Source organism: Polaromonas aquatica, from assembly GCF_042659145.1.
GTDB classification, from domain to species: domain Bacteria; phylum Pseudomonadota; class Gammaproteobacteria; order Burkholderiales; family Burkholderiaceae_C; genus Polaromonas; species Polaromonas aquatica.
The window spans coordinates 467,811-489,685 of the sequence record NZ_JBHSRS010000018.1; the positions used below are offsets into that span (position 1 = coordinate 467,811).

Below are 21,875 nucleotides of genomic sequence, written 5' to 3' on the forward strand. Positions count from 1 at the left end.
CACTCCTGAGTGCCTTGCGCCAGAACAAAGAATGATCAACAGCTAGTACCGGGCAACAAAAATGGATACATCAGCAGACGTCGAAGTGGACGTGGTCGTCATCGGGGCGGGCGCCTCAGGCATGACAGCAGCACTGGTCGCTGCGCGGGAGGGACTGAGCGTTCTTCTCGTCGAAAAATCGGAAGTCCTGGGCGGGAGTACGGCTTACTCGGGCGGGGTCTGCTGGGTGCCCGGAAGCCACCTGGCCCAACGTGCCGGAGTCAAGGATTCGCCCGGGAAGGTTTGGGAGTATGTGACGGCCTGCATTGGCACGCACATGGACGAAGCTTTTGTCCAGCGCTATCTGTCCATTGCACCGCAGGCCTTCGAATACCTGGAAAAAAATTCCGAAGTTGCATTTTCATTAAGGGAAACGACGCCCGACTACTTCCCGCAGCTTCCCGGCGGAACAATGGGTGGCCGGGCACTGGAGATTCTCGAATTTGATGCCCGCAAACTCGGGAAGAACATCGCGCACGTGAGGATGCCACCGCCTGAATACCTTGTTCTCGGCGGGATGATGGTCACGGTCGGCGATGCCAACAAGATTCTGAGCCGGTACCGCTCGTGGGCGGGGTTCACCCATACGGCCAGACTGGTCACGCGCTACATCATGGATCGTGTCACGCTCAATGCGCGGGGAACCCGCCTTGCTATCGGCAATGCCATGGTGGCCCGGCTTTACGCCAGCCTGCTGAAACTCGATGTCCCCGTGTGGCGCAGTGCCGGTGTAAAGGCGCTGCTGCACGATGGGCTGCGTGTTTGCGGTGTGGAGCTGACTTACCAGGGAGCGCTGCGCAAGGTACGCGCGCGCAAGGCCGTTGTGCTGGCCACGGGCGGCTTTCCACGCAATGTCGAGCTGCGCAAACAATTCTTTACCGATGGGGCAGAAGTGCACACTGCTGCGCCTGAGTCCTGTACCGGTGACGGAATCCAGCTGGCCCTGTCAAATGGCGCGGCCATGGGCCAGCGCCCCGCCACGCCGGCGTTCTGGTCGCCGGTGTCCAGGGTTGCGCGCAAGGATGGTTCAAGCTTTAACTTCCCCCACCTGATGATGGACAGGTCCAAGCCGGGTGTCATCGCAGTCAACCAGGCGGGCAGGCGGTTTGTCAACGAATCCACCAACTATCACGACTTTACCCAGGCGATGCTGAAGCAAAAAGATGCGGCCGGCTCAGTTGATGCGTATCTTGTTTCCACGCAGAAATACCTGGACAAATACTGCTTCGGCATGTCCCATCCCAGCCGGCGAATCCAGAACGCCCTTGTTGCCAGGGGCTACATGAGCAGAGGCAACACGCTGGCGGAGCTGGCCCAAAAAATCGGGGTGCCCGACGAAGCGTTTCGCAAGACGATTCTTGAATTCAATACCAACGCCGAACGCGGTGTCGATCCCGCTTTCGGCAAGGGATCGACCGGCTACAACAAGGCGCTCGGCGACCCCGAACATGCCCCCAACCCCTGCATCGCGCCGCTCTCCGAAGGCCCCTACTACGCCATCCGCATGCAGCCAGGTGACATTGGCACCTGCTACGGTTTGGCAACAGACCTCAACGGGCGCGTGCTGACAGATGAAAAGACCGTCATCGAGGGCCTGTACGCCTGCGGGAATGACATGAACTCAGTCATGGCTGGCATGTATCCCGGCCCCGGCATTACCCTCGGCCCCGCCCTTGCGTTTGCTTATGTTGCCGCCATGCACATTGCGGAAAATAAGATCCAGTAACAGGTGCCCACCCGGAAACCAGCGACGCGATCAGTCGCATCGTGCGACCGATGCCCGGATTCAAATCTTTTCGCTGCGCACGCATCCTGATTGCCGGCATTGCGCTGATGCACATGATCAGGAAGGGACGGCTCGATTGCGCTGAAGGACAAGTCTCGCCCGCAGCATCGAGGTTCTACTCGCTGGCCTTTTGAGCAGGCGGCCGCCTGGCTTCACCGGGCTCCGCTGCACTGCCGCAACAGAACCGGATTCCCTGCAGCCCCTCTATTGCGGCACAAGCCCCGCAGCCTTCACCAGTTCCGCATGCAGCGCGATCTCCTGTGCGATGGTTTGCTGGAATTGCTCGGGGGTGGTGGGTGCCATTTCCATGCCTATCTCATAAAGCTGCTTCTTCACGTCCTCGCTCTGCAGGATGGCGTGCACCTGGCGGTTCAACTGGTCCACGAGGGCGCGCGGGGTAGCCGCTGGCGCCAGCAGGCCGATCCAGGTCTGCATGACCATGTTCGGGATGCCTGCTTCGCGCATCGTGGGCACATCGGCGATCAGCGCCGAGCGCTTGTCGCTCATCAGCGCCAGTGCGGTCAGCTTGCCGGACTTGAGGTACGGCAGCGCCTCGGGCAAGGGCGCGAGCAGCAGGTCAACGTTGCCGCCCAGCAGGTCGGTGATGGCCAGCGCGCCGCCCTTGTAAGGCACATGGGTCATGCGCACCTGGGCCCGCGTCTCGAACATCAGCGCGGCCAGGTGTTGCGGGCTGCCGTCGCCCGAGCTGGCGTAGTTCAGGCTACCTGGCTTGGCCTTGGCTGCGGCGAGAAGAGCGCCTGCGCTGGAGAACCTCTGCTTGTCCTTGACCACCAGCACCATGGACTGGTTGGCCAGCTTGGTGATGGGTGCGAAATCAGCCTGCGGGTCGTAAGGCAGCTCTTTGAAGATGCTCTTGTTGGTGGTCAGGAACGAGGCGGGTGAAGCCATCAGCGTGTAGCCGTCCGGCGCGGCCTTGGCCACCACCGGCAGGCCGATGCGGCCGGAGGCACCGGCCCGGTTGTCCACCACGAAGGGCTGGCCGGTGACGGCGGCCAGCTTCTGGCCGACCAGGCGCGCAATGATGTCCACCCCGCCGCCGGCAGGCAGCGCCACAATGACTTTCACCGGATGGTCGGGATAGGTGCCCTGGGCGCCGGCGGGCACCGCCGCGGCCAGCAGGCCCAACGCGCACGTCAGGAGGGAAATTCTGCGTCGAATGTTCATGGGTAACTCCGGTGGTAGGTCAGGAAGGAATGGATTCGCCGTGGCTGGCCTCGTGGGAAACATCGGACACCAGGCGGTCCAGCCGCAGGCGGGTGATGGCGGCAATTTCGCCAAGTGTGGTGCTTAGCTCGGTGGCGCGGTCGTGCTCCAGGCGCTGCTCGAAGGCTTGCAGGGCCGACTCCCGCGTGTGGCGGCGGATGCAGAGGATGAACGGGAAGCCGAAGCGTGTACGGTAGGCCCGGTTGAGCGCGCTCCAGCGTTCGGCCTCGTGTGCATCCAGCCGCGCCAGCGAAAGCGTGCCCTGCTCCGCAATGGACGCATCGGTCATCGTGCCCCGGCGGGCGTCTTCACCGGCCAGCTCCGGGTGTCCGGCATAGAAGGCGATGCGCGCAGGCTCGTCCCGCCCGGCCACCACCCCCACCATCGCCGTGTGTAACGCTTCGACGGTCGCAAAAGGGCGCTGGCCTACGACGCCGCGTGCCACCCAGGGCGCGTGTTCCCAGATGTCGGCCAGGGCGGCGCAAAAGACCTCGGGCGCGCAGGTATTGAGGTGTTCCAGGCTGGATCGTGTTGTCATGGAACGGATCGTAGGGACACAAATCATTGCCGTCCATCACCATTTTTGCAATGCTGCATACGCAAAATCAGTACACTCTAGCTACATTTCTCCCCACCCATCCATGCGCCATTCGCTCGTTCCCGCCGGACTGCGCTACGCCGACCAGGTTGCGCGCTCGGGCTCCATCCAGAAGGCCGCGCGCGAACTCCACGTGGCGGCTTCGGCCATCAACCGGCAGATCCTGCACCTGGAGGAAGAGCTCGGCGTGCCCTTGTTCGAACGGCTGCCGCGCGGCATGCGGTTGACACCCTCGGGCGACGCACTCATCGCGCTGGCGCGCCACTGGCTGCAGGACGAACGTGGGGTGGTCGCCGAGATCCGGCGCATCCAGGGCATCCATCAGGGCCATGTGTCGCTGGTGGCCATGGACAGCCATGCCACCAGCGTCATGCCCGCCCTGGTGCGGGACCTGGGTGCGCAGCATCCGCTGGTCAGCCTGTCCATCGCGCTGGCCACTCCCGACGATGCCGAGGCTGCACTGATGACCGGCCAGGCCGACCTGGCTGCCATCTTCAATCTGAAACCGCGCCGGGAGCTGCTGGTGCTCTGGAAGAGCGCGCTGCCGCTGGGCTGCGTGGTGGCGCCCGGGCACCCGCTGGCGCAGCGCGAGACGGTGAGTTTCCAGGAGGCCATGGCCCACCCGGTCGCGCTGCAGAGCAAGGCGCTGACGATACGGCGCCATCTCGAGGCGCAGTACAACTGGCTGTTCAAGGAGCCGCGCCGCTATACCGAGACCAACTCGCTGCAACTGGTCAAGCAGCTTGCGCTCGGCGGCAACCATGTGGTGTTCACATCCGAGCTGGACGTGGCGCCGGAGCTGGCCAGCGGTCAACTGGTCTTTATCCCTGTGCGCGACCGGGGGGCCGAACCGCAGGAGATCAGCGTGGCCGTGGATGCCACCAAGCCGCCCGGCCCGATCGTGAAGCTGGTGTCAGAGCGGCTCATCGCAGCGCTGCAGGACTGCCTTGTGGCAGCACGTGGACAAGGTGCGCGCACTGCCTGATAACAATGCTCCTGCGGGCACGCAATCAAACGAGGATCGGGTGTAAGCTGGGCTACGCTATCCGGATGAACGCGGGTTCTGTCGCGGTAGTGCCGCAGAGCCCAGTGAGGCCGCGACGGCAATCAGTCTGAATCATTCGGGGAAGGCTTCTTTTCACGCTCAGCTTAAACAGCGGCGCAAGGCCGCGCGCGCCAGCAGGCGTGTGGAGTCCAGCGTTGGCAGCGGCGAATTCGCGTCGCTGATAATCAGCGGGATTTCGGTGCAGCCAAGCACCACGGCGTCGCAGCCTTCGGTTTTCATGCGCGCCATCACCTGCTGAAAATACGCCACGGATTCGGGTTTGAAAACACCGGCCACCAGTTCGTCCATGATGATGCGACCAATCTCGTCACGTTCTGCCTTGTTCGGTCGCAGGTAGTCCAGCCCGCGTGCGCCGAACTTCTCCGGATACACCTCACTGTCTACCAGCCAGCGTGTGCCGGTGATGCCTAAACGTTTGAAGCCGCGACTGGTAGCTTCTGCGGCGACCACCTCGGCAATATGCAACCAGGGCAGCGGGGAGTGCGGCTCAACGAGCGAAAACGCCAGGTGAATGGTGTTGTCGGGGCAGATCAAAAAATCGGCACCCGCGGCCGCGAGCTTGTGGGCAGACGCCAGCATCAGCGCCGCCACGCCCTGCAGGTCACCGCGGTCTAGGCAGTCCACATACAGGGCCAGCGAAGGTGTGTGCAGCGAGACCTCGGGGTGCGCATGCGGACCGAGCCATTGCGCACCTTCGGCGCAGATGGTGCGATAACAAAGTGCTGCGCCTTCGGCGGAGCAGCCAACAATACCGATGTGCTGGGGCATGGCGGGGTCTCCTGGATGTGCCCCTGGATTATTGCCGCGCCAGTCCCGCGCACACTTTTCTTAACGCAGAGTTTCCGGATAAGGCATGGCCACAAACCCACGGCTGTCGACCTTGAAACGGGCCGGGTACAAGGCGTTGCGGCCCGCGCTGACGACAGAGATGTCGGACACGGTGTTGCCATCGTGCATGCTCAGGTACAGCGGCGTGCGGCCGTCAGGGCTGAACGCCATGAGGCCGGTGCGTGTGGGCACGGGCAACATCGAATGCGGCAAGCGCACCAGCAACGGTTTGATCCAGTTGTTGTTGTGCACCCAGGTGCTGACGGCGCTGCGCTCCTTGATCAGCCCTATCCACAACCGGCCCTGCGGGTCGCGGTCCAGACCGTCGGGCAGACCGGGCAGGGAGTCCTGCAACACCTCGTGGCTGCCGGCCTTGGCGCCGGCCAGGTGCAGGCGCAGCAGGCGGAAGTTGGTGGTTTCCGTGACCAGCAGCGTGTCTTCCTTTGCGCCGTTTGCGCCGGGCTCAATCAACACGCCGTCCATAAACGCGAAGCCTTGTGCCACCAGGCGCGCGCCGCGGTCCAGATCGATCAGCCACAAGCGGCTGTTGCGCGAGCGGGCAATCGCTTCGTTGAAGGCACCGCCGCCCATGGAGGCATCGGCCGAGGCATAAGGCTCGGAGAAATAAACACGTCTGCCGTCGGCACTGATGTCCAGGTCGTTGCAAAACGCGATGGGCCGGCTGTTGGCTGCTGTCATCGCGGCTTGCGCCAGATAGACCGCGCCTTGCTCGGCCGCTACACGTTCATGCGCGGGCGGCTCGGTGGTGGCCGGCACCTGCAGGGCCACCGCTTCGATCTTGCGACTCGGAATATGCAGCTTGTACAGACCGGGTTGCTCGCCGGCCGGATGTACCACGCCGTAGAGGCGCGAGGCGCAGAAGTACAAAACATCTGGGTTGCCCGGGTCGGCGCGTGTACCCGAAGGAATCAGCGGTGTCTTGACCCAGCGCTCCTGTTTGCCGCTGGCCAGGTCCACGCGCCAGAGGTAACCGTCCATGGCCGTGACCCAGGCGCGGCCTTGGGCCTCTTGCAGCACCACGTCGTCGTAGCCGGGCAAGTCGCCGGGCGTGGTTTTGGCCGTCAAGGCCACATCGTCCTGGGTGCTGCGCACTTTCTGCACAGCAGCCGAAGGTGGCATCAGCGGGTACTGGTCATCCGCCACCTGCACGGGAATGCCTGGTGCGGTGCGCACCCACCAGGCAACAAAGGCCAGCAGCAGCAGGGCCAACACGGAGAGAAGAATTTTCTTGATACGCATGGGGCGCTCCTTTTTAGTTTTTTGTTTCACCACGTCGCCGGTGTCACATGCGGCACGTCGTCGCTGAGCCAGTAGGCGCGGCCGGGTTCGACCACCAGGATTTCTTCGAACTTGGCGCCGTTGCCGGCCCAGCCTATGTGCGGCTCAATCGCCCACAGGCCGAGCTTGGTGCCTGTGTGTTCGGGTGTCAGCAACTGGCTGAAAACACCGTGGTTCAAAAAAGCCATGTTGGCCTGCACGCTGAACCAGCCCATGTGGCCGCCGGGAACACGCAGGCCGCGCCCGGGTTTGACCTTGACACGGTAAACGCGGTGGCCCAGCACACAGAACGGGTACTTGGCATGCACGTTGTCGTAACCGGCTTCATGGATCAGGCGATCGACCTCGGCCCAGATGTCCTTGGGGGTCATGGCGCTGGTGAACATGGGCGGAATTTGCGCGCGCAACTCACGCATGAACGTCATGGCGCGGCTCAGCTCGGGGTTGTCGCCCAAGGCGCAGGCATAACCCACATCACCGATGTAGCCATCCAGCATGGGCGAGACATCAAGGATGGCGGTGTCGCCTGCGGCCAGTTTGCGCCCACTAGGGTGGTAATCACCGTAGCCGCTGTAACCGTCAAAACGTGCATGTTCGCCAAACCAGGCAAAAGGCCGGTGCAGGTAACGCTGCGCGCCGTGGGCGATCAGGTAGTGGTCCAGCAGTTCGGCGGCCTCGATTTCGCTCATGCCGACATGCAGTTGCGTGGCGACGTGGGTCACGCAGTCGTAGGCCAGACGCTGCGCGCGTTGAAAGCCGGCACGGGCTTGGTCGTCGGCGAGCTGGTCGGCGCTGGAAGGCCGTTTCGAGAGCCAGCCGGACAGGGCGCGGTAGGCGCGGGTGATGGGCCCGCGTTGTGCGGGGTAGTAGCCTATGGGCATCTATGCCTCCTGCCGGGCCGCCCCAAAGGAGGCATGGCCTTGCAGGCCGCACTGCTGCGAGACGCAGCAGCTCTTCGTGCCGTCCAAGCCTGCGCAGGCAGGCTCGGAGCCACGGCACTCAGCCCCCTCGGGGGGCAGTGAACGTTTGTGAACGTGGGGGCTCATGTTTTGTCTCCTCGTTATTACCTGCTCAGCGACCGGCAGGCTGCTGCTAGTATGGTTTGGACGCTTTATCAACACTGTCCCATCTTGGCAATTCAATCCCAGCCCCAACTCGTCGCCGCCGGCGCGGCCATTCCCGGACTTTTGAACCTGCCCGACCACGTGGCCGAGCTGCTGCTGCAGGCTTCGCAACGCCGCAAACTTTCGCGTGGCGAATCGCTGTTCGCGTATGGCTCGGCGCCGGATGCGATGTTTGGCATGGTGACGGGCGCGGTGCGCACCAGCATCACCAGCGCCTCGGGCCGCGAGTTTGTGCTGGGCCTGCTGCAGGCCGGCCACTGGTTTGGCGAGGTCTCCCTGCTCGACGGTTTGCCGCGTGTCTATGCGGCCCATGCCGTGGGGGATTGCGAGGTCGCCGTGTTGCCGGCCGCGGCCTTCTGGCCGCTGGCAGAGAAACACCCCGAGGTGCATCTGGCGCTGACACGTCTGGTCTGCCACCGGCTGCGCCTGGCGCTGGCCTGGATAGACGACACGGTCCTGATGCCGCTGCCGGCCCGCCTGGCCAGACGTATCACGGCGCTGCTGCAGGGCGATGGGGCTTCGGGCGAGCAGGGTGTAGTGTCGCTGTCGCAGGAAGACTTGGCGGCGCAGCTTGGCGTGTCACGCCAAAGCATCAACCGACAGCTCAAGCTCTGGGAAAAACAGGGCTTGCTGCGTGTCGATTACGGGCGCATCGCGGTGTTTGACCGCGCGGCGCTGGAACTATTGACCCACGGTTGATGGTTGGCGCAAACGCTCCTGATTAAATAGCTGCCTGCGACCGTCCTGCCTGGGCTACAGGCCTTTTCTCTTAAGAATGTATGCCCTCGGCTCAAACCAGACCGCCGTTGGCCCGCAAGCTCTGACCGTTGACCCAGGCCGCGTTGTCGCTCACCAGGAAGGCGACGGCACCGGCGATGTCTTCAGGCGTGCCCAGGCGTTCCAGCGGCGCCATCCTGGACATGCGCTCTATCACTTCAGGTGTTTTGCCGTCGAGGAAAAGCGCGGTTGCCGTGGGGCCGGGGGCGATGGCGTTGACAGTGATGTTTTTGCCGCGTAACTCCCTGGCCATGATGTTGGTGAAAGTTTCGACCGCACTTTTGGTCGCGGCATACACCGCATAACCCGGCAGGGCCAGGCCGATCACGCTGGTGGAGAAGTTGACGATGCGCCCACCCTGAGCCAAGCGCTGGGCGGCTTCGCGCAAGGTGTTGAACGTGCCCTTGACGTTGACGGCGAACAGGCGGTCGAAGGTGGCGTCGTCGGTATCGGCCAGGTGCGGCAGGGTGGGCGGCATGATGCCGGCGTTATTGACCAGCACATCCACGCGGCCAAAGGCGTTCACCGCTTGGTCGAACAGGCCGCGCACTGCTGCTGCGTCAGACACGTCGGCCTGTACCGCGATGGCCTGGCCGCCCGCTGATTCGATGGACTGCACCACGGCGCGGGCCTCGTCGGCGCGGCCGGCGTAGTTGACGACGACTTTGTAGCCATCGTTCGCCAGGCGCCTGGCGATGGCCGCGCCTATGCCGCGCGAGGCGCCGGTGACGATGGCGACCTGGGTAATGGGGGATGGGTTCATGGTGAAAACTCCTGGGTAAACGTGACTACGTGACTGGACCGATGTGTCGATTGTTCTATTCATGAACAACAAGATAAAGATCATAAAATTGGCATAACTATTCAACAATCACAAACAATTAACCCAGCAAAACGAGGCAAACATGGACCGTCTGGATGCCATGCGGCTGTTCACACGCATTGTTGAACTCGGCAGCTTCACCAGGGCCGCCGACGACCTGCAACTGCCGCGCGCCACCGTGACCCACGCCGTGCAACAGCTTGAAAAGCGCCTGGGCACGCGTCTGCTGCAGCGAACCACGCGCCACGTCAGCCCCACACAGGACGGCGAGTCCTATTACGAACGTTGCCTGCGGCTGCTGGCGGATATCGAAGAAACCGAATCCGCCTTCAGCAGCGCCGGCAGCAGCCCCAAAGGCAAGCTGCGTGTGGACCTGCAGGGCACGCTGGCCAAACACTTTGTGCTGCCGGTGATTGCGCAGTTTTTTGAGCGTTACCCCGGCATTGAGCTGGAGATCGGCATGGGCGACCGGCTGGTGGACCTGGTGCGCGAAGGCGTGGACTGCGTGCTGCGCGCAGGCGAGCTGGCCGACTCCAGCATGGTGGCGCGCCGCGTGGCTTCGCTGCAGCAGGTCACCTGCGCCAGCCGCGAGTACCTGGCGCGTCACGGCACGCCGGAAACAGTGGAAGCATTGCGCGGGCACAAAGCCGTGAATTTTTTGTCAGCCCGCAGCGGCAAACCCCTGCCGTTTGACTTTGTGGTTGACGGCACGACTCGCAGCATGCAACTGAAGGGCCAGGTATCGGTCAGCGATGCCGATGCCTACTCGGCCTGCTGCGCCGCGCACCTGGGGTTTATCCAGCTGCCGCGCTACCACGTTGACGCGCGGCTGAAGGACGGCACATTTTGCGAAGTGCTGGCACCGTGGCGGCCTGAGCCCATGCCGGTCTCGGTGCTGTACCCGCACCATCGGCAACTGTCGCCGCGGGTGCGGGTGTTTGTGGACTGGCTGGCCGAGGTAATGGGCCAGGCGGCCTAGGGCGGGTTAATCCGGCCTTGATGCTGTCCCCGCTGTCCCATAGACTTCGGCCTTCATTAATTACGGCAAAAAAACATGCTCTCATCCATAAGCAAACCGTTTGAATCCCTTCTTCGCGCGCGCTGGCTGTACCACGTCGGTGCGGTGGTGCTGACCTTCATGTTCTGGGGCAGCGGCCTGAGCAAGCTGATGGACTTCAACATGGCCAAAGGCGAGATGGCGCACTTCGGGCTGAACCCGCCGGCGCTGTTTGCGGTGCTGACCATCATTGTGCAACTGGGCGGCTCGCTGCTGTTGATCACAGGCAGCCGCTTTGCCTGGCTGGGCGCCGGTGCGCTGGCTGTCTTCACGCTGCTGACGATTCCGGTGGCGCACCGCTTCTGGGAACTGCAGGGCGACATGGCCTTCCTGGAAAAGATGTTTGTGTTTGAACACATCACCGTGGTCGGCGGACTGATTCTTGCGGGCATTGCCGCCGAGCTGCGGCGCAAACAGGCACCATAACGCCCGGAGAGCCCGGGGATTCAGCTGGCGGCGGGGAGCGCCTTGCGCATGGAGGCGTTGGGTATGGCCACGCCGCGGCGAACCGGGGTTTGCTGCGCCACAAGCTCGAAGCCATGGCGCGCAAAAAACGGCTGGGCCGTCCGGCTCACGTTGGACGTCAGTTCATTGAGGTGCAGGCTGGCGGCCTCCTGGTGGATGCGCTCCATCAACAGCCTGCCTATGCCCTGGCGGGGATGAAAACCTGAGACAAAAAAGTGGTCTATGTAGCCGTTCGGCTGCACATCGGCGTAGCCCACGATTTCATCGTGCAGCTCGACGACAAACGGATTGAGGCCACGCACATGCTGACCCCACAAGGCCCTGTCAAGATCGGCAGGCGCCCAGGCATTGATTTGCTCCTGCGTGTAGTCGCGTGAGGCAATCTCATGAATGGCGGAAAAGAACACGCCAAACAGCGCGGGCTCGTCGCCCATACGAAAGCGGCGAATCTGCATGGCACTCCACTTTGAGGTTGAAAGGCTTTACTGACAAGCCTGGCCAGCTGTATTTTGCCAGCGGGCGAGTCGTTGAATGCTACTATTTTAATAGCTGGTGGCGCGCATTCCACGCCGACCATGGCCTGTTTTGACCATAAAACCGGCTGCTCCAGGCGCTTTTGACTGCCTTACCGGTTGCCTTGAGCCTGCGCAGCATCGTGATCCACCAGATCCGGATTGCTGCATTCAACAGCGAGAAAATCAATCAGCTGACGCACTGCCGGCAACAAACCCCGGCGCGACGGAAACACCGCATGCACAATGCCCGCCCGTGGCCGCCAGCGCGGCAGCAGGTCCAGAAGCAAACCCTGCTGCAAATCGTGCTGCACCATCATGGTCGGCAGCTGCAACACACCCACGCCCTGTAGTGCCGCCAGGCGCAAGGCCAGCTTGTCGTCGCTGACCAGGCGCGGCTGGTGGTGCACCGCGGCGGTGGCACCGTCCGGGCCCAGCAGGCTCCACACATGCTCGCGGTGCGGCGGCCCTTCATCCAGGCTGGGCAGGCTGGAAAGGTCGGCCGGCAGCAGCGGTGCGGTAAGGCCGTGGGCCTTGAGCAGCGCCGGGCTGGCCACCAGGCGCTGGGTGCTTTCGCCCAGCACACGCATGACCAGGCCGCTGTCTTCCAGCGGCGGGAAACGCACGCGGATGGCGATGTCAAAGCCCTCGCCGATCACATCAACGCGCGCCGGTTGGTGCTCTCCAGCTGCACCTGCACGCGCGGGCAGGCGGCCATAAAGCGCGCCAGCACATCGCCAAGCTGGTAGTCCAGCAGGGCCGTGGGGCAGCTCATGCGCACGGTGCCCTGCGGCTCGGCGCTCATGCGGTCAATCACCTCCTGCGCGGCATGGGCTTCGACCAGCATGGCCTGGCAATGGCGGTGGTACTCCTGGCCAATCTCGGTGACGGCAAAACGCCGGGTCGAGCGCTGCAGCAGGCGCACACCCAGGCGCTCTTCGAGCAGGGCGACGCGCCGGCTGAGTTTGGATTTGGGCATGTTGAGTGCGCGGCCCGCAGGTGCAAAACCCTGGTGCTCGACCACCTTGACGAAGTAATAGAGGTCGTTGAGGTCTTGCATAGGCTTTATTGTTCCTCAAATAGAACGCTGATGGCAAATTCGGCCTACTACCGGGCTCATCGTTCCGGGCGTATCTTTGCTCCACGGCAGTTTTATCTTCTGCCACTTTTTAAGGAGCAGTTCATGAAGAAGGTTCTTGGCATTTACAGCAATCCCCGCCAGCACTGGGTGGGCAATGGGTTTCCGGTGCGTTCGCTGTTCAGCTACGACACGCTGGGCCAGCATGTGAGCCCGTTTTTGCTGCTGGACTACGCCGGCCCGGCGGAGTTCAAACCCGCCAGCACACCCGGTGAAAAACGCGGCGTGGGCACGCACCCGCACCGCGGTTTTGAGACCGTGACCATCGTCTACAAGGGCGAGGTTTCGCACCAGGACTCGACAGGCAGCGGCGGCACGATTGGCCCCGGTGATGTGCAGTGGATGACGGCGGCCTCGGGCATCCTGCACGAGGAGTTTCATTCGCCTGCGTTCACGCAGTCGGGCGGCCCGTTCGAGATGGTGCAGCTGTGGGTGAACTTGCCGGCCAAGGACAAGATGAGCGAGCCGCATTACCAGGGCATCGTCGACCAGCAGATCCCGTCCGTGGCCCTGCCCGATGGCGCCGGCAGCGTGCGTGTGATTGCCGGTGATTACGACGGCAACAAGGGGCCGGCACGAACCTTCACACCCATCAATGTGTGGGACGTGCGGCTCGGCCAGGGCAAGGAAGCGGCACTGACATTGCCCGAGGGCCACACCGCGGCAGCGGTGGTGTTGCACGGCACGGTACTGGTCAATGGAGAAGTGGTGCGTGAGGCGCAGATGGCGCTGCTGGAGCGCGAAGGCGACAGCCTGCGCCTGGAAGCCAACAGCGATGCGACGATTTTGCTGCTGAGCGGCGAGCCTATCGATGAGCCCATCGTCGGCCACGGCCCGTTTGTGATGAACACGCAGGCCGAGATCGCCACGGCGATCAACGACTTCAATGCTGGCCGTTTTGGCCGGATCAGCCGGGCAACCCAGGGCGCAACGGCGCACTGATCCAGGCTTGATAAGAAGATTCGAACCCGCCCCCACCGTTATGGTGAGGGCGGGTTCGCTGTATTGCGGCCAAAAATGTTAGAACAATGCTACTAAAACGATAGCTGATTGCGCTCTGCCTGAGCCGGCTACAGCCCTTTTTCAACCATATCCAGCAGGCGCTGGCCGACCTGCTGCATCTGCGGCCCGATGACAGGGCCCAGCGGCCCGTCAATCACCAGCATGGCCAGGCCGTGCACGGCGGACCAGGCGAGAAATTCTGCACCGGGGCGGCGTTCAGGCGGCATCACGCCGGCCTCGACCAGCCGGTCCAGCGCGGCGCTCAATAGCTCGAACGGATTCAGGCCGCTCTGGCCGGCCCGAGCCGGGTCGGGCGCCGGCTCCGTCAGGTCATCCGAGGCCGCAAAGGCGGTGCGAAACAAACCGGTCTCGGCCTGGGCAAAGCGCAAATAGCCGGTGCCGACCGCACGCACGCTGGCGCGGGCAAAGTCGGCCGGAGGCAGGTCCTGCGGCAACGCGGCAAGCTCGGCCTCCATCGCCAAAGCCACGGCTGAAAGCGCCGCCGCCCGCACGGCATGCAGCAACGCAAGGCGGCTGGCGAAGTGCCGGTAAGCCGCATTGGGCGCCACCCCCGCACGGCGCGTGGCTTCGCGCAGGACCACTGCATCGGGCCCGCCGCTGCGCGCCAGCTCAATGCCCGCCTCCAGCAGCGCGCGCCGCAGGTCACCATGACGGTAAGTGCTGCGCGGCGTGGCTACTCTGGCGTAAATACTGGGAATTTGCATCTTGATGAAACCAATGTGGACAGCGTCCATTGTCTTTGTTATTCTATGTGGACGGTGTACACAATCTTGCCGTTTCGGCCGTAAAGACCCAAACCCAGATACCTGCCAAAGGAAACGTCCATGCAAAAAATCACCCCCTTCCTGTGGTTTGACAACCAGGCCGAAGAGGCCATGAATTTTTATGTGTCGATCTTCAAGAACTCGAAGATCCTGATGCTCAGGCGCTACGACAAGGAAGGCCCGGGGCCGGAAGGAAGCGTCATGACCGGAACCTTCCAGCTTGAAGGCCAGGAGTTCATGGCGCTCAACGGCGGCCCGCACTTCAGCTTTACGCCGGCCATCTCGCTGTTCGTGAGCTGCAAGACGCAGGAGGAAGTTGACGAACTCTGGGAGAAGCTCGGCGCAGGCGGCGCGCCCAACCAGTGCGGCTGGGTACAGGACAGGTTCGGCCTGTCCTGGCAAATCATCCCCAGCGCGCTAGGCGAGCTGCTGGGCGACAAAAACCCGGCAAAGGCAGGCGCCGTGATGCAGGCCATGCTGAAGATGCACAAGATCAACATCAAGGGACTGCAGGACGCCTACGACAGGGCCTGAGCCCGGCCCCTGAACATCCCAGCCCCAACCGCAAACCAGTGTTTTAAAAGGAGAACACCCATGAGCTACGTCGACGGATTTCTGGTGCCCGTGCCTGCCGACAAAAAGGAGACCTATCGCGCGGTGGCCACCAAGGCCGCAGCACTTTTCAAGGAATATGGCGCCATCCGCGTTGTCGAATGCTGGGGCGATGATCTGCCGGACGGCAAACTCACCGATTTCAAACTCTCGGTGAAGGCCGAGAAAACCGAAACCGTCGTCTTCTCATGGATTGAGTGGCCGTCGAAAGCCGCGCGCGATGCCGGTCACGCCAGGTTCGTGAGCGACCCGCGCATGCAGCAGATGGGCGACATGCCCTTCGATGGCAAACGGATGATCTTCGGCGGCTTCGAGACGCTGCTGAACGTCCAGTAATGGCCTGAAGCATTGATTCATATTTACCCCAAGGAGATCAGCATGCAAGTCCAGCCTTACCTGTTTTTTGACGGCCGCTGCGAAGAGGCCCTCGAGTTTTACCGCAAGACGCTAGGCGCCGAGGTCAAGATGATGATGCGTTTCAAGGAGAACCCCGATACGGCTACCGTCGGCTGCGGGCCCGGCGAAGGCAGCGGGCCTTCCGGTGAAAGCATCATGCACGCCTGCTTCAAGATCGGCGACACGGAGGTGATGGCCTCTGACGGCATGGCCGCGGGCAAGCCGGAGTTCAAGGGCTTTTCGCTGTCGCTGACGGCAGCCAGTGATGCCGAGGCCCAACGCCTGTTCAAGGCACTGGGCGACGGCGGGCAGGTGCAGATGCCCATGACCAAAACCTTTTTTGCATCATCCTTCGGCATGGTGGCTGACCGCTTCGGCGTGTCGTGGATGGTCATCAAGCCAACTGAGCAGTGAAAATCCCGCGCACGGATGGCGGCGGCCTGCTGCAGGCGACGACAGGGCCGCGGCACCTTTCAGGCAAAAAAAGAGCGCCCGAAGGCGCAAAAAAGGGGTTCATGAAAACCGGGCCTGTACGGTCCTGCCGGTTAATTGCAAAAGGCTCAGACCACCAGTTCTTTCTCGATGTCCAGCACCTTGCGCCGCGCCAGGGCCAGGTTGGACTTGGCTTTTTCAAGCACAGCGTAGATAAACAGGCCTTCGTTGCGGCCCATGGGCCGGATCAGGTGGTACTGTTTGCCCAGGGTAATCAGGATGTCCTCAATCACATCATTGAGCCCCAGCGAACGCATGGTCTTGAGTTTGGCCCGCACCACCTCGGTATTGCCGGCAGCGGCGACTTCCAGGTCCACGCCGCTGCCAATCTGCCCAAGGATCATGCCGCTTGACGAGTCCACCAGGGCTGCGCACAAGGCGCCATCCAGAGTCATAACTTCTTCCATCGATTGTTTGATCGTTGCCATTTCAAAGTTCTCCTTAGCGCGGTACAAAAAAACCCTGCAGCTGCGCAGCACTGCAGGGTTGAACAAAACTCAGGCGTGAACCGGCACCTTGCCGAACGGCCCGGCAGTGCGCGCATGTTTCAGCCAGCCGTTCCAGTCGACCGACTGCGCGCGCGTTACCGCCACCAGCAGCAGGGAGGGGTCTGCCGGGCACGCGGTCAGTGCCAGCCAGCCGTCCTGGAAGGCCAGCATGGCCAGGTTCAGTCGGCCCAGGGCGGTGAAGTTTCCCTTCAGCCGTTCATGGATGCGCCAGAACTCGACGGCGGCCTCGCTCAGCGGCTCCACATCGGCGACCTCCCCGGCGCTGTGCACCACCAGGCCGGAACCGCTCTCCACCAGCGAACACCCCCTGATGCCCTCAAAGGCGGCAAGGGCCGACAGGTACTGGTCTATTTGCGGTATCACAGCGCCTCGCCCACTTCCATTTGCTGCGCAGCCTGCCTGGCGAAATAAACCATCTGGGCCAGCACTGCCGTCTTGTCCGCCACCAGGTTGAGGATCATCGGGTTGGCCGAGTGCGCGATATTGACCATCACGACGTAGCCGTTTTCGGCCTCTATGGAAATGCTGCGGTGCGCGCCCACCTGGCTTTCCTCGCCAACCACGCTGCAGATGGCCGATATCGAGCTCGCCATGGCGGCGAGCTTCGCACCGGCGGCGGAATTTTCAACATGCGAGGCAACATCGAACCCGTCCACCGTGGATACGACTGCGGCAACGGCGCCGCGTACCTGGCCCATCAGGCCCTGCAAGACTTTTTCGGCCAGCGCGGTCAGGTGCGGGGGGAGGTTCATGGTGTCCTTTTTTCCTTTTTTGGGAGTCGCGCGGTTTTCAGGCTGCAGCTTTTTCGAGGTCATACGTTTGTGATTTGCTTTCGAACTGGGTCAGCAGCAAATCCATCAGCATCAGGACCTCCTGCTGCTCGCGGACATCAACGGGCAACAGCGGGCACAACACACCGGCCGCGTGCAGCGCCTCGGCATAGGCGCCCAGGCCGGGTTCCGGGTGCGTCTGCATGCGGCCCACACCCACAACACAGGCGGCGTCACGTATCAACCCTTCGAAGCCCTTGAGGTACACGGCCAGGTCGGCCAGCGGGTCGGGCCTGGAGTTGTCGATCAGCACCACGATGCCGAGCGCGCCCTGCGCCAGGATGGGCCACATGAAGGAAAACCGCTCCTGTCCCGGCGTGCCGTAAAGCCGCAGCTTGTCGCCGTTGTCGAGCGTGAGTTCACCGTAATCCAGTCCCACGGTGGTGGTTGCCTTGGCAAATGCCGCGTCGTTGTTTTTGACGTCGGTACGTACCGGTGCGGTTTCGCTGATCGCGGCAATCGCCGTCGTCTTGCCTGCACCGGTAGTGCCGGTGAGCAATATTTTGTATTCGGTCATTTAGCGGTGGATGTCCTGACAAACATCTCCAGACGCGAGCGGATGCGGGCGATGAGACCGTGATGCCCGCCTGGAGGGGATTTTTGCGGTTGCGCACCGGACGGGCTGACGCGCTGGCCGACCGGCACCTCTCGCTGGTCGTCCGTCACACGAACCAGCCCGCTGGCTTTCAGCGCATCGACAAAGGTCTGGCACAGCTGCAGCGGAAACTGGGTTCGGGCCGCCAGCTCGGTGATGCTGACCGGCAGGCCGGTCAGCACGGTTGCGAGCTTGAGGTAACGGACATCGCCCTGCAGCAGGGCCAGCTCCGGCCAGCGTGTCAGGGACACGCGCTGGTTGAAGGGCACGTGAACCGCCGCGGCGGCCTGAACCACGCCAGGCCCGGCAGGTCGCGCCATGTGGCTGGCAATTTCATCACCGGCCCCGTCCAGGTAATCGATGACATCGGCAATGCGCAAGGGCAGGGTCAGCCCGTGGAAATCCGCGCCGACTGCACCGGCCATGGTGCTGACCTGGATAAGCGCGTGGCCGGCCACATGCGAGAACCCGGCCTGCTGGCCAGGCACCTGCATGCCCATCACGACCAGGTCTGCATCCGCGGCATCGGTGTGCTGCCAGGCGTGCCGGGTCTTGCCCTGAAGCACGCGCACGACGGATTTGAAAACAATCTCGTCACGCGGGGGAATCCGGCGCAGGGTGTAGGTAAAAGCGGGGGTTGGGGCGCGTGCGCCATGGCTTGAATCAGGCATGGTGTGCACACTTTTCCGGCGCATCCTGACGCTGGATTCCGGCAGGGCAAATCAGCCCTGTGATCCATTGGCCCAAGCCGTCCTGGGGTTTCTGCACGGTGCCCGCCTTTCTGTTGAATTGCGATTGCGCAACTTCAGTTTGACGACGGCAGTCAGGCTGGATTAGGTAGTTTTACAACTGCCCTGTAACGAAATGAGTCAACAGGTTACGCCATGAGTCCTGCCGGCCTGTCCCGCAAGGACAGCAGCGCCGGAGCTTGAAAACCCGCGCAGGGGCGGCCGTTCAATCGTGCTCGAAGCGAATGCTGCGCACCGACGGATCCGACGGCCAGATCACCCTGACGCAACTGCCGACAGGCTGGACCGACGAAAATTCGATGTGCCCGCCTATGGTTTTGGCGCGCGCCATCATGGAACGCAGGCCCACACCGCCGCTGTGCATGGCGCTGGTGATCGCCGCATGGAAGCCGGCCCCGTTGTCTTCGATCTCCAGCATCAGGTCAGGGACGATGTCGGTGAGCCTGAGCCGGATCAGCGTGGCCTTGCCGTGACGCAAGGCGTTGGCAATCGCTTCCTGGGCGATGCGGTACAGGTGGGTGCCGGTTTCAGCAGGCACATTGTCAAACTCGCCATACATCCTGAATTCGCAAGGGACACCCTTGAGCAGCGTCCAGTCGCTGGCGAGTTTTTCCAGGGCGCGCCAGAAAGCCCCGGCATGTGTGTCTACCGGCATCAGGCCGCGTGCGAGCGAGCGCGTTATCTCGACGGCAGCCTCCAGCTGGTCCAGCACACCGTCCAGGCGCGCCAGGAGCGCCGCGTCCTCGGGACGAAAAGCCTTGAGGCCGCCCAGCATCAAGGATATGCCGGCAAGCTCCGACCCCAGGGAGTCATGCAGCTCCCGTGCAATGGCCGACTGCTGTTTTTCAAGTTCGGCCACCAGCAGGCGCTCGTAACGGGCGCGGGTCTTGCGAATCTGGATTGAGAGCAGGTCCTGGTCAGACGCACGGTTTACCGCGGTGGTGAAGTACCACTGGCCACGCCAGAACATGCGCGAAAGGCTTTGCATCATTTGCACCGGTTCGCCGCTCTTGTCCTTGAACTTGACCCAGCCCGTCGGGATGCGCCGGCCCGCAGCCACAGCCTTGCGGCGCTGCATGGCCAGCGGCAGGTCGCTCTCGGCGATCAGGTCGACAACCCGCATGCCCTCCAGGGTTTCACCCGGGCCGTAACCGAGCAGCCGGCCGAATTCGGGGTTGGTATAAAGCACCCCCAACTCATCGGAGATCATGACACCGGCCTGGATACCTTCGATCATGGCCTGCAACAACTGCGGTCGTTGTTGTTCGTCCTGAAAACTTGCTGCAGCGGGGGAGCTGGAATGAGTAGCCGTGCCGGCGTCGGCTTTTTGTGGCCGCTGTTGTTTTTTTTATTCATCATCGATAGTCAGGGCCGTCACCTGACTGGGACGGCTGCATGGCGTTCCATGCCAATATTTGATGGTACGGGAGTCCGCGCTGGCGGCGGAAAAAAAATGACCCTCCACGCGCCATCCGTGCATAGGTGTACGGCTTACGCAACAACCACTAAGTACTGCTACTTAGTACCCCCCCGTAACTCCATCAACCCCCGTTAAGCTCGGGTTGTTCGCTATTCAAGGTAACACAAGGTAAGACGAAAAACCGAAAACCCTGTACAAGCGGTAACAATGCCCAACTCAGACCCGACACAGTCAAAAATGAATTCCGTATTTATTCTTGATGATCACGACATCGTTCGCTTTGGCCTGGAGACACTGGTTGCGAGCTACGCGCCTTCCCTGAGGTTGGTAGGTTCGGCGGCGAGCCTGACCTCCGGCCTGCGGCAAATCAGCGAATTGCAGCCGGACCTCGTCATCAGCGACATGTCGCTCGGTGAATCCAAGGGGCTGGACACTGTTTCTGCAGTGGTCAAGGCTCAGGGCCACCGGCCCGTGCTGATTGTGTCCATGCACGACGAACTCATTTATGCCGAGCAGGCACTGGCGCTGGGCGCCAAGGGTTATGTCATGAAGGAAAACGCACACGCCCTGGTGTCGTCAGCTGCCTTTGCGCTGCTGCGGGGCGAAACATGGGTAAGCTCCAATGTGAGTTCGCGAATCCTGAACCGCCTGATGAAGCGTTCGCCCCTGCACATCCAGAATGGCGACGACGGTGAAAGCCCGCTGAGCGCCCGCGAGGTGCAGGTGCTCGAAAAACTCAGGCACGGGAAAACCACCAAGGAGATTGCCTTTGGACTGGGCCTGAGTTCACGCACGGTGGATGTTCACCGCGCCAACATCAAACGCAAGCTGGGCCTGAGGAGCGGCTCCGAACTGATTGCGTTTGCAATCACAAGGATGTAGCCACGTGCTCGCGCCGCCGGGCCACAGCTGCAACCCATGCTCAGTCCCAGCTGGGCGCCAGGCCTTCCGGATTGACGAGGCGTTCGCCCCTGTCCAGCGCAGCGATCTGCGCCATGTCTTCGTCCGTTAACCGCAGCTGCTGCGCCAACAAGTTGCCTTGCAGGTTGGCACGCCGGGTGGATGACGGGATCACCGCGTAACCGAGTTGCATCGCCCACGCCAGGGCTACTTGCGCGGTGCTTGCGCCGTGCCTGCCGGCGATATGCAGCAACACCGGGTCTTGCAACACCTTGCCGTAAGCCAGCGTCATGTAGGACGTGATGTGTATGCCCTGGCTACGCGCGAAGTCCACGATCTTGCGGTTCTGCAGGTAGGGGCTCAACTCGATCTGGTTGGTGGCTATGTTGGCAGCACCCACGGCCTGGATGGCGCGGGTGAGGTAGTCGATGTTGAAGTTGGACACACCGATGCTGCGCGTGAGCCCCTGGGCCCTGGCCTGCATCAATGCCCCCAGCGTGTCGGCCAGCGGCACGGCTTGCCCGGGCGCCGGCCAGTGGATCAGCGTCAGGTCGACATGGTCGGTGCCCAGCTTGCGCAGGCTTTCTTTCAGGCTGGGAATTACCTTGTCAGACGCGAAGTTGTCGGTCCAGATCTTGGTGGTGATAAAAAGCTCGCTGCGCGGCACGCTGCTTTCGGTGATGGCCTGGCCGACCTCGGCCTCGTTGCCGTAAATCTGTGCGGTGTCTATGGCGCGGTAGCCAAGGTCAAGCGCGTTCCTGACCGAGTCGATGACGACCTGGTCCTTGAGCCGGAAAGTGCCGACGCCGAAAGCGGGAATGCGGGTTGTGGTGTCCATGATGATGTCCT

Annotated in this window: 25 protein-coding genes and 2 pseudogenes; 11 read left to right on the forward strand and 16 right to left on the reverse strand. The window is 62.6% G+C overall.

All coding sequences use genetic code 11. The features are described 5' to 3' along the window. Window positions 1-61: 61 nt before the first annotated feature. Window positions 62-1,765 carry an FAD-dependent oxidoreductase gene (locus ACFQND_RS10640; protein WP_371437300.1) on the forward strand — a complete coding sequence of 568 codons (1,704 nt, stop codon included), beginning with the start codon at window positions 62-64 and terminating at the stop codon, window positions 1,763-1,765. A 29-nt stretch (window positions 1,766-1,794) separates the two neighbouring features. Continuing rightward, window positions 1,795-1,959: pseudogene (locus ACFQND_RS10645) on the forward strand (IS6 family transposase); the annotation flags it as partial. A gap of 70 nt (window positions 1,960-2,029) precedes the next feature. Here the strand turns inward: ACFQND_RS10645 and ACFQND_RS10650 are convergent. Both ACFQND_RS10650 and uraD read right to left on the reverse strand, forming a co-directional pair. Next, the gene (locus tag ACFQND_RS10650) at window positions 2,030-3,010 is read right to left on the reverse strand and encodes a Bug family tripartite tricarboxylate transporter substrate binding protein (protein ID WP_371437301.1); all 981 of its coding nucleotides are present in this window, start codon (window positions 3,008-3,010) and stop codon (window positions 2,030-2,032) included. A 19-nt stretch (window positions 3,011-3,029) separates the two neighbouring features. After that, window positions 3,030-3,587: a 2-oxo-4-hydroxy-4-carboxy-5-ureidoimidazoline decarboxylase gene (gene uraD, locus ACFQND_RS10655; RefSeq protein WP_371437302.1), complete on the reverse strand. Its 558-nt coding sequence runs from the start codon at window positions 3,585-3,587 to the stop codon at window positions 3,030-3,032. Between the two features lie 103 nt (window positions 3,588-3,690). On the opposite strand from uraD, the gene ACFQND_RS10660 reads away from it, so the two are divergent. Beyond that, a complete protein-coding gene (locus ACFQND_RS10660; protein WP_371437303.1) occupies window positions 3,691-4,632 on the forward strand; it encodes a LysR family transcriptional regulator in 942 nt (313 codons plus the stop codon). Window positions 4,633-4,791: 159 nt separating this feature from the next. Here the strand turns inward: ACFQND_RS10660 and ACFQND_RS10665 are convergent, their stop codons facing one another. The 3 genes from ACFQND_RS10665 to ACFQND_RS10675 are packed head-to-tail and all read right to left on the reverse strand — an operon-like array spanning window position 4,792 to window position 7,721. Continuing rightward, complete coding sequence (locus ACFQND_RS10665) at window positions 4,792-5,481, reverse strand: aspartate/glutamate racemase family protein (RefSeq protein ID WP_371437304.1); 690 nt, start codon at window positions 5,479-5,481, stop codon at window positions 4,792-4,794. Between the two features lie 60 nt (window positions 5,482-5,541). After that, window positions 5,542-6,801 carry an SMP-30/gluconolactonase/LRE family protein gene (locus ACFQND_RS10670; RefSeq protein WP_371437305.1) on the reverse strand — a complete coding sequence of 420 codons (1,260 nt, stop codon included), beginning with the start codon at window positions 6,799-6,801 and terminating at the stop codon, window positions 5,542-5,544. A 26-nt stretch (window positions 6,802-6,827) separates the two neighbouring features. Continuing rightward, window positions 6,828-7,721: a M24 family metallopeptidase gene (locus ACFQND_RS10675; RefSeq protein ID WP_371437306.1), complete on the reverse strand. Its 894-nt coding sequence runs from the start codon at window positions 7,719-7,721 to the stop codon at window positions 6,828-6,830. A 249-nt stretch (window positions 7,722-7,970) separates the two neighbouring features. Here ACFQND_RS10675 and ACFQND_RS10680 point away from each other — a divergent pair, with 249 nt between their 5' ends. Continuing rightward, window positions 7,971-8,663, forward strand: a complete 693-nt coding sequence (locus ACFQND_RS10680; RefSeq protein WP_371437307.1) for a Crp/Fnr family transcriptional regulator — start codon at window positions 7,971-7,973, stop codon at window positions 8,661-8,663. Between the two features lie 91 nt (window positions 8,664-8,754). Here ACFQND_RS10680 and ACFQND_RS10685 read toward each other — a convergent pair whose 3' ends face one another. Further along, complete coding sequence (locus tag ACFQND_RS10685; protein ID WP_371437308.1) at window positions 8,755-9,504, reverse strand: SDR family oxidoreductase; 750 nt, start codon at window positions 9,502-9,504, stop codon at window positions 8,755-8,757. Between the two features lie 142 nt (window positions 9,505-9,646). Between ACFQND_RS10685 and ACFQND_RS10690 the strand changes: the two genes are divergently transcribed. Further along, window positions 9,647-10,543 carry a LysR family transcriptional regulator gene (locus ACFQND_RS10690; protein ID WP_371437309.1) on the forward strand — a complete coding sequence of 299 codons (897 nt, stop codon included), beginning with the start codon at window positions 9,647-9,649 and terminating at the stop codon, window positions 10,541-10,543. A gap of 75 nt (window positions 10,544-10,618) precedes the next feature. Beyond that, window positions 10,619-11,047 carry a DoxX family protein gene (locus tag ACFQND_RS10695; protein ID WP_371437310.1) on the forward strand — a complete coding sequence of 143 codons (429 nt, stop codon included), beginning with the start codon at window positions 10,619-10,621 and terminating at the stop codon, window positions 11,045-11,047. 20 nt (window positions 11,048-11,067) lie between these two features. Here the strand turns inward: ACFQND_RS10695 and ACFQND_RS10700 are convergent, their stop codons facing one another. Further along, window positions 11,068-11,541, reverse strand: a complete 474-nt coding sequence (locus ACFQND_RS10700; RefSeq protein WP_371437311.1) for a GNAT family N-acetyltransferase — start codon at window positions 11,539-11,541, stop codon at window positions 11,068-11,070. A gap of 170 nt (window positions 11,542-11,711) precedes the next feature. Next, a pseudogene (locus tag ACFQND_RS10705) lies at window positions 11,712-12,658 on the reverse strand (LysR family transcriptional regulator). A gap of 123 nt (window positions 12,659-12,781) precedes the next feature. Here ACFQND_RS10705 and ACFQND_RS10710 point away from each other — a divergent pair. Continuing rightward, window positions 12,782-13,678 (forward strand): pirin family protein, encoded by an 897-nt coding sequence (locus ACFQND_RS10710; protein ID WP_371437312.1) that lies wholly within the window; start codon window positions 12,782-12,784, stop codon window positions 13,676-13,678. A gap of 128 nt (window positions 13,679-13,806) precedes the next feature. Here the strand turns inward: ACFQND_RS10710 and ACFQND_RS10715 are convergent, their stop codons facing one another. Beyond that, on the reverse strand, window positions 13,807-14,463 hold the full coding sequence (locus tag ACFQND_RS10715) for a TetR/AcrR family transcriptional regulator (RefSeq protein ID WP_371437389.1): 657 nt from the start codon (window positions 14,461-14,463) through the stop codon (window positions 13,807-13,809). A 120-nt stretch (window positions 14,464-14,583) separates the two neighbouring features. Between ACFQND_RS10715 and ACFQND_RS10720 the strand changes: the two genes are divergently transcribed. From ACFQND_RS10720 to ACFQND_RS10730, 3 genes are read left to right on the forward strand one after another with little or no spacing between them, the layout of a single operon-like run. After that, the gene (locus ACFQND_RS10720; RefSeq protein ID WP_371437313.1) at window positions 14,584-15,057 is read left to right on the forward strand and encodes a VOC family protein; all 474 of its coding nucleotides are present in this window, start codon (window positions 14,584-14,586) and stop codon (window positions 15,055-15,057) included. A gap of 60 nt (window positions 15,058-15,117) precedes the next feature. After that, window positions 15,118-15,471 carry a DUF1428 domain-containing protein gene (locus ACFQND_RS10725; RefSeq protein WP_371437314.1) on the forward strand — a complete coding sequence of 118 codons (354 nt, stop codon included), beginning with the start codon at window positions 15,118-15,120 and terminating at the stop codon, window positions 15,469-15,471. Between the two features lie 42 nt (window positions 15,472-15,513). Further along, complete coding sequence (locus ACFQND_RS10730; protein WP_371437315.1) at window positions 15,514-15,945, forward strand: VOC family protein; 432 nt, start codon at window positions 15,514-15,516, stop codon at window positions 15,943-15,945. A 146-nt stretch (window positions 15,946-16,091) separates the two neighbouring features. Here ACFQND_RS10730 and ACFQND_RS10735 read toward each other — a convergent pair whose 3' ends face one another. From ACFQND_RS10735 to ACFQND_RS10760, 6 genes are all read right to left on the reverse strand, one after another. Further along, window positions 16,092-16,451 carry a hypothetical protein gene (locus ACFQND_RS10735; RefSeq protein ID WP_371437316.1) on the reverse strand — a complete coding sequence of 120 codons (360 nt, stop codon included), beginning with the start codon at window positions 16,449-16,451 and terminating at the stop codon, window positions 16,092-16,094. Between the two features lie 69 nt (window positions 16,452-16,520). Beyond that, window positions 16,521-16,895 (reverse strand): hypothetical protein, encoded by a 375-nt coding sequence (locus tag ACFQND_RS10740; RefSeq protein WP_371437317.1) that lies wholly within the window; start codon window positions 16,893-16,895, stop codon window positions 16,521-16,523. Next, the gene (locus ACFQND_RS10745) at window positions 16,892-17,284 is read right to left on the reverse strand and encodes a roadblock/LC7 domain-containing protein (protein WP_371437318.1); all 393 of its coding nucleotides are present in this window, start codon (window positions 17,282-17,284) and stop codon (window positions 16,892-16,894) included. The genes ACFQND_RS10740 and ACFQND_RS10745 overlap by 4 nt, the downstream gene beginning before the upstream one ends. A gap of 37 nt (window positions 17,285-17,321) precedes the next feature. After that, window positions 17,322-17,879, reverse strand: coding sequence for a GTP-binding protein (locus ACFQND_RS10750; protein WP_371437319.1), 558 nt, complete (start codon window positions 17,877-17,879; stop codon window positions 17,322-17,324). Next, window positions 17,876-18,628 carry a hypothetical protein gene (locus ACFQND_RS10755; RefSeq protein ID WP_371437320.1) on the reverse strand — a complete coding sequence of 251 codons (753 nt, stop codon included), beginning with the start codon at window positions 18,626-18,628 and terminating at the stop codon, window positions 17,876-17,878. The genes ACFQND_RS10750 and ACFQND_RS10755 overlap by 4 nt, the downstream gene beginning before the upstream one ends. Window positions 18,629-18,911: 283 nt before the next feature. Beyond that, window positions 18,912-19,955, reverse strand: coding sequence for a sensor histidine kinase (locus ACFQND_RS10760; RefSeq protein WP_377413398.1), 1,044 nt, complete (start codon window positions 19,953-19,955; stop codon window positions 18,912-18,914). Between the two features lie 408 nt (window positions 19,956-20,363). Here ACFQND_RS10760 and ACFQND_RS10765 point away from each other — a divergent pair, with 408 nt between their 5' ends. Then, window positions 20,364-21,008 (forward strand): response regulator, encoded by a 645-nt coding sequence (locus ACFQND_RS10765; RefSeq protein ID WP_371437322.1) that lies wholly within the window; start codon window positions 20,364-20,366, stop codon window positions 21,006-21,008. A 40-nt stretch (window positions 21,009-21,048) separates the two neighbouring features. Here the strand turns inward: ACFQND_RS10765 and dkgB are convergent, their stop codons facing one another. Continuing rightward, entirely contained in the window at window positions 21,049-21,864 is an 816-nt protein-coding gene (gene dkgB / locus ACFQND_RS10770; protein ID WP_371437323.1) for a 2,5-didehydrogluconate reductase DkgB, read from the reverse strand. Window positions 21,865-21,875: the final 11 nt, after the last annotated feature.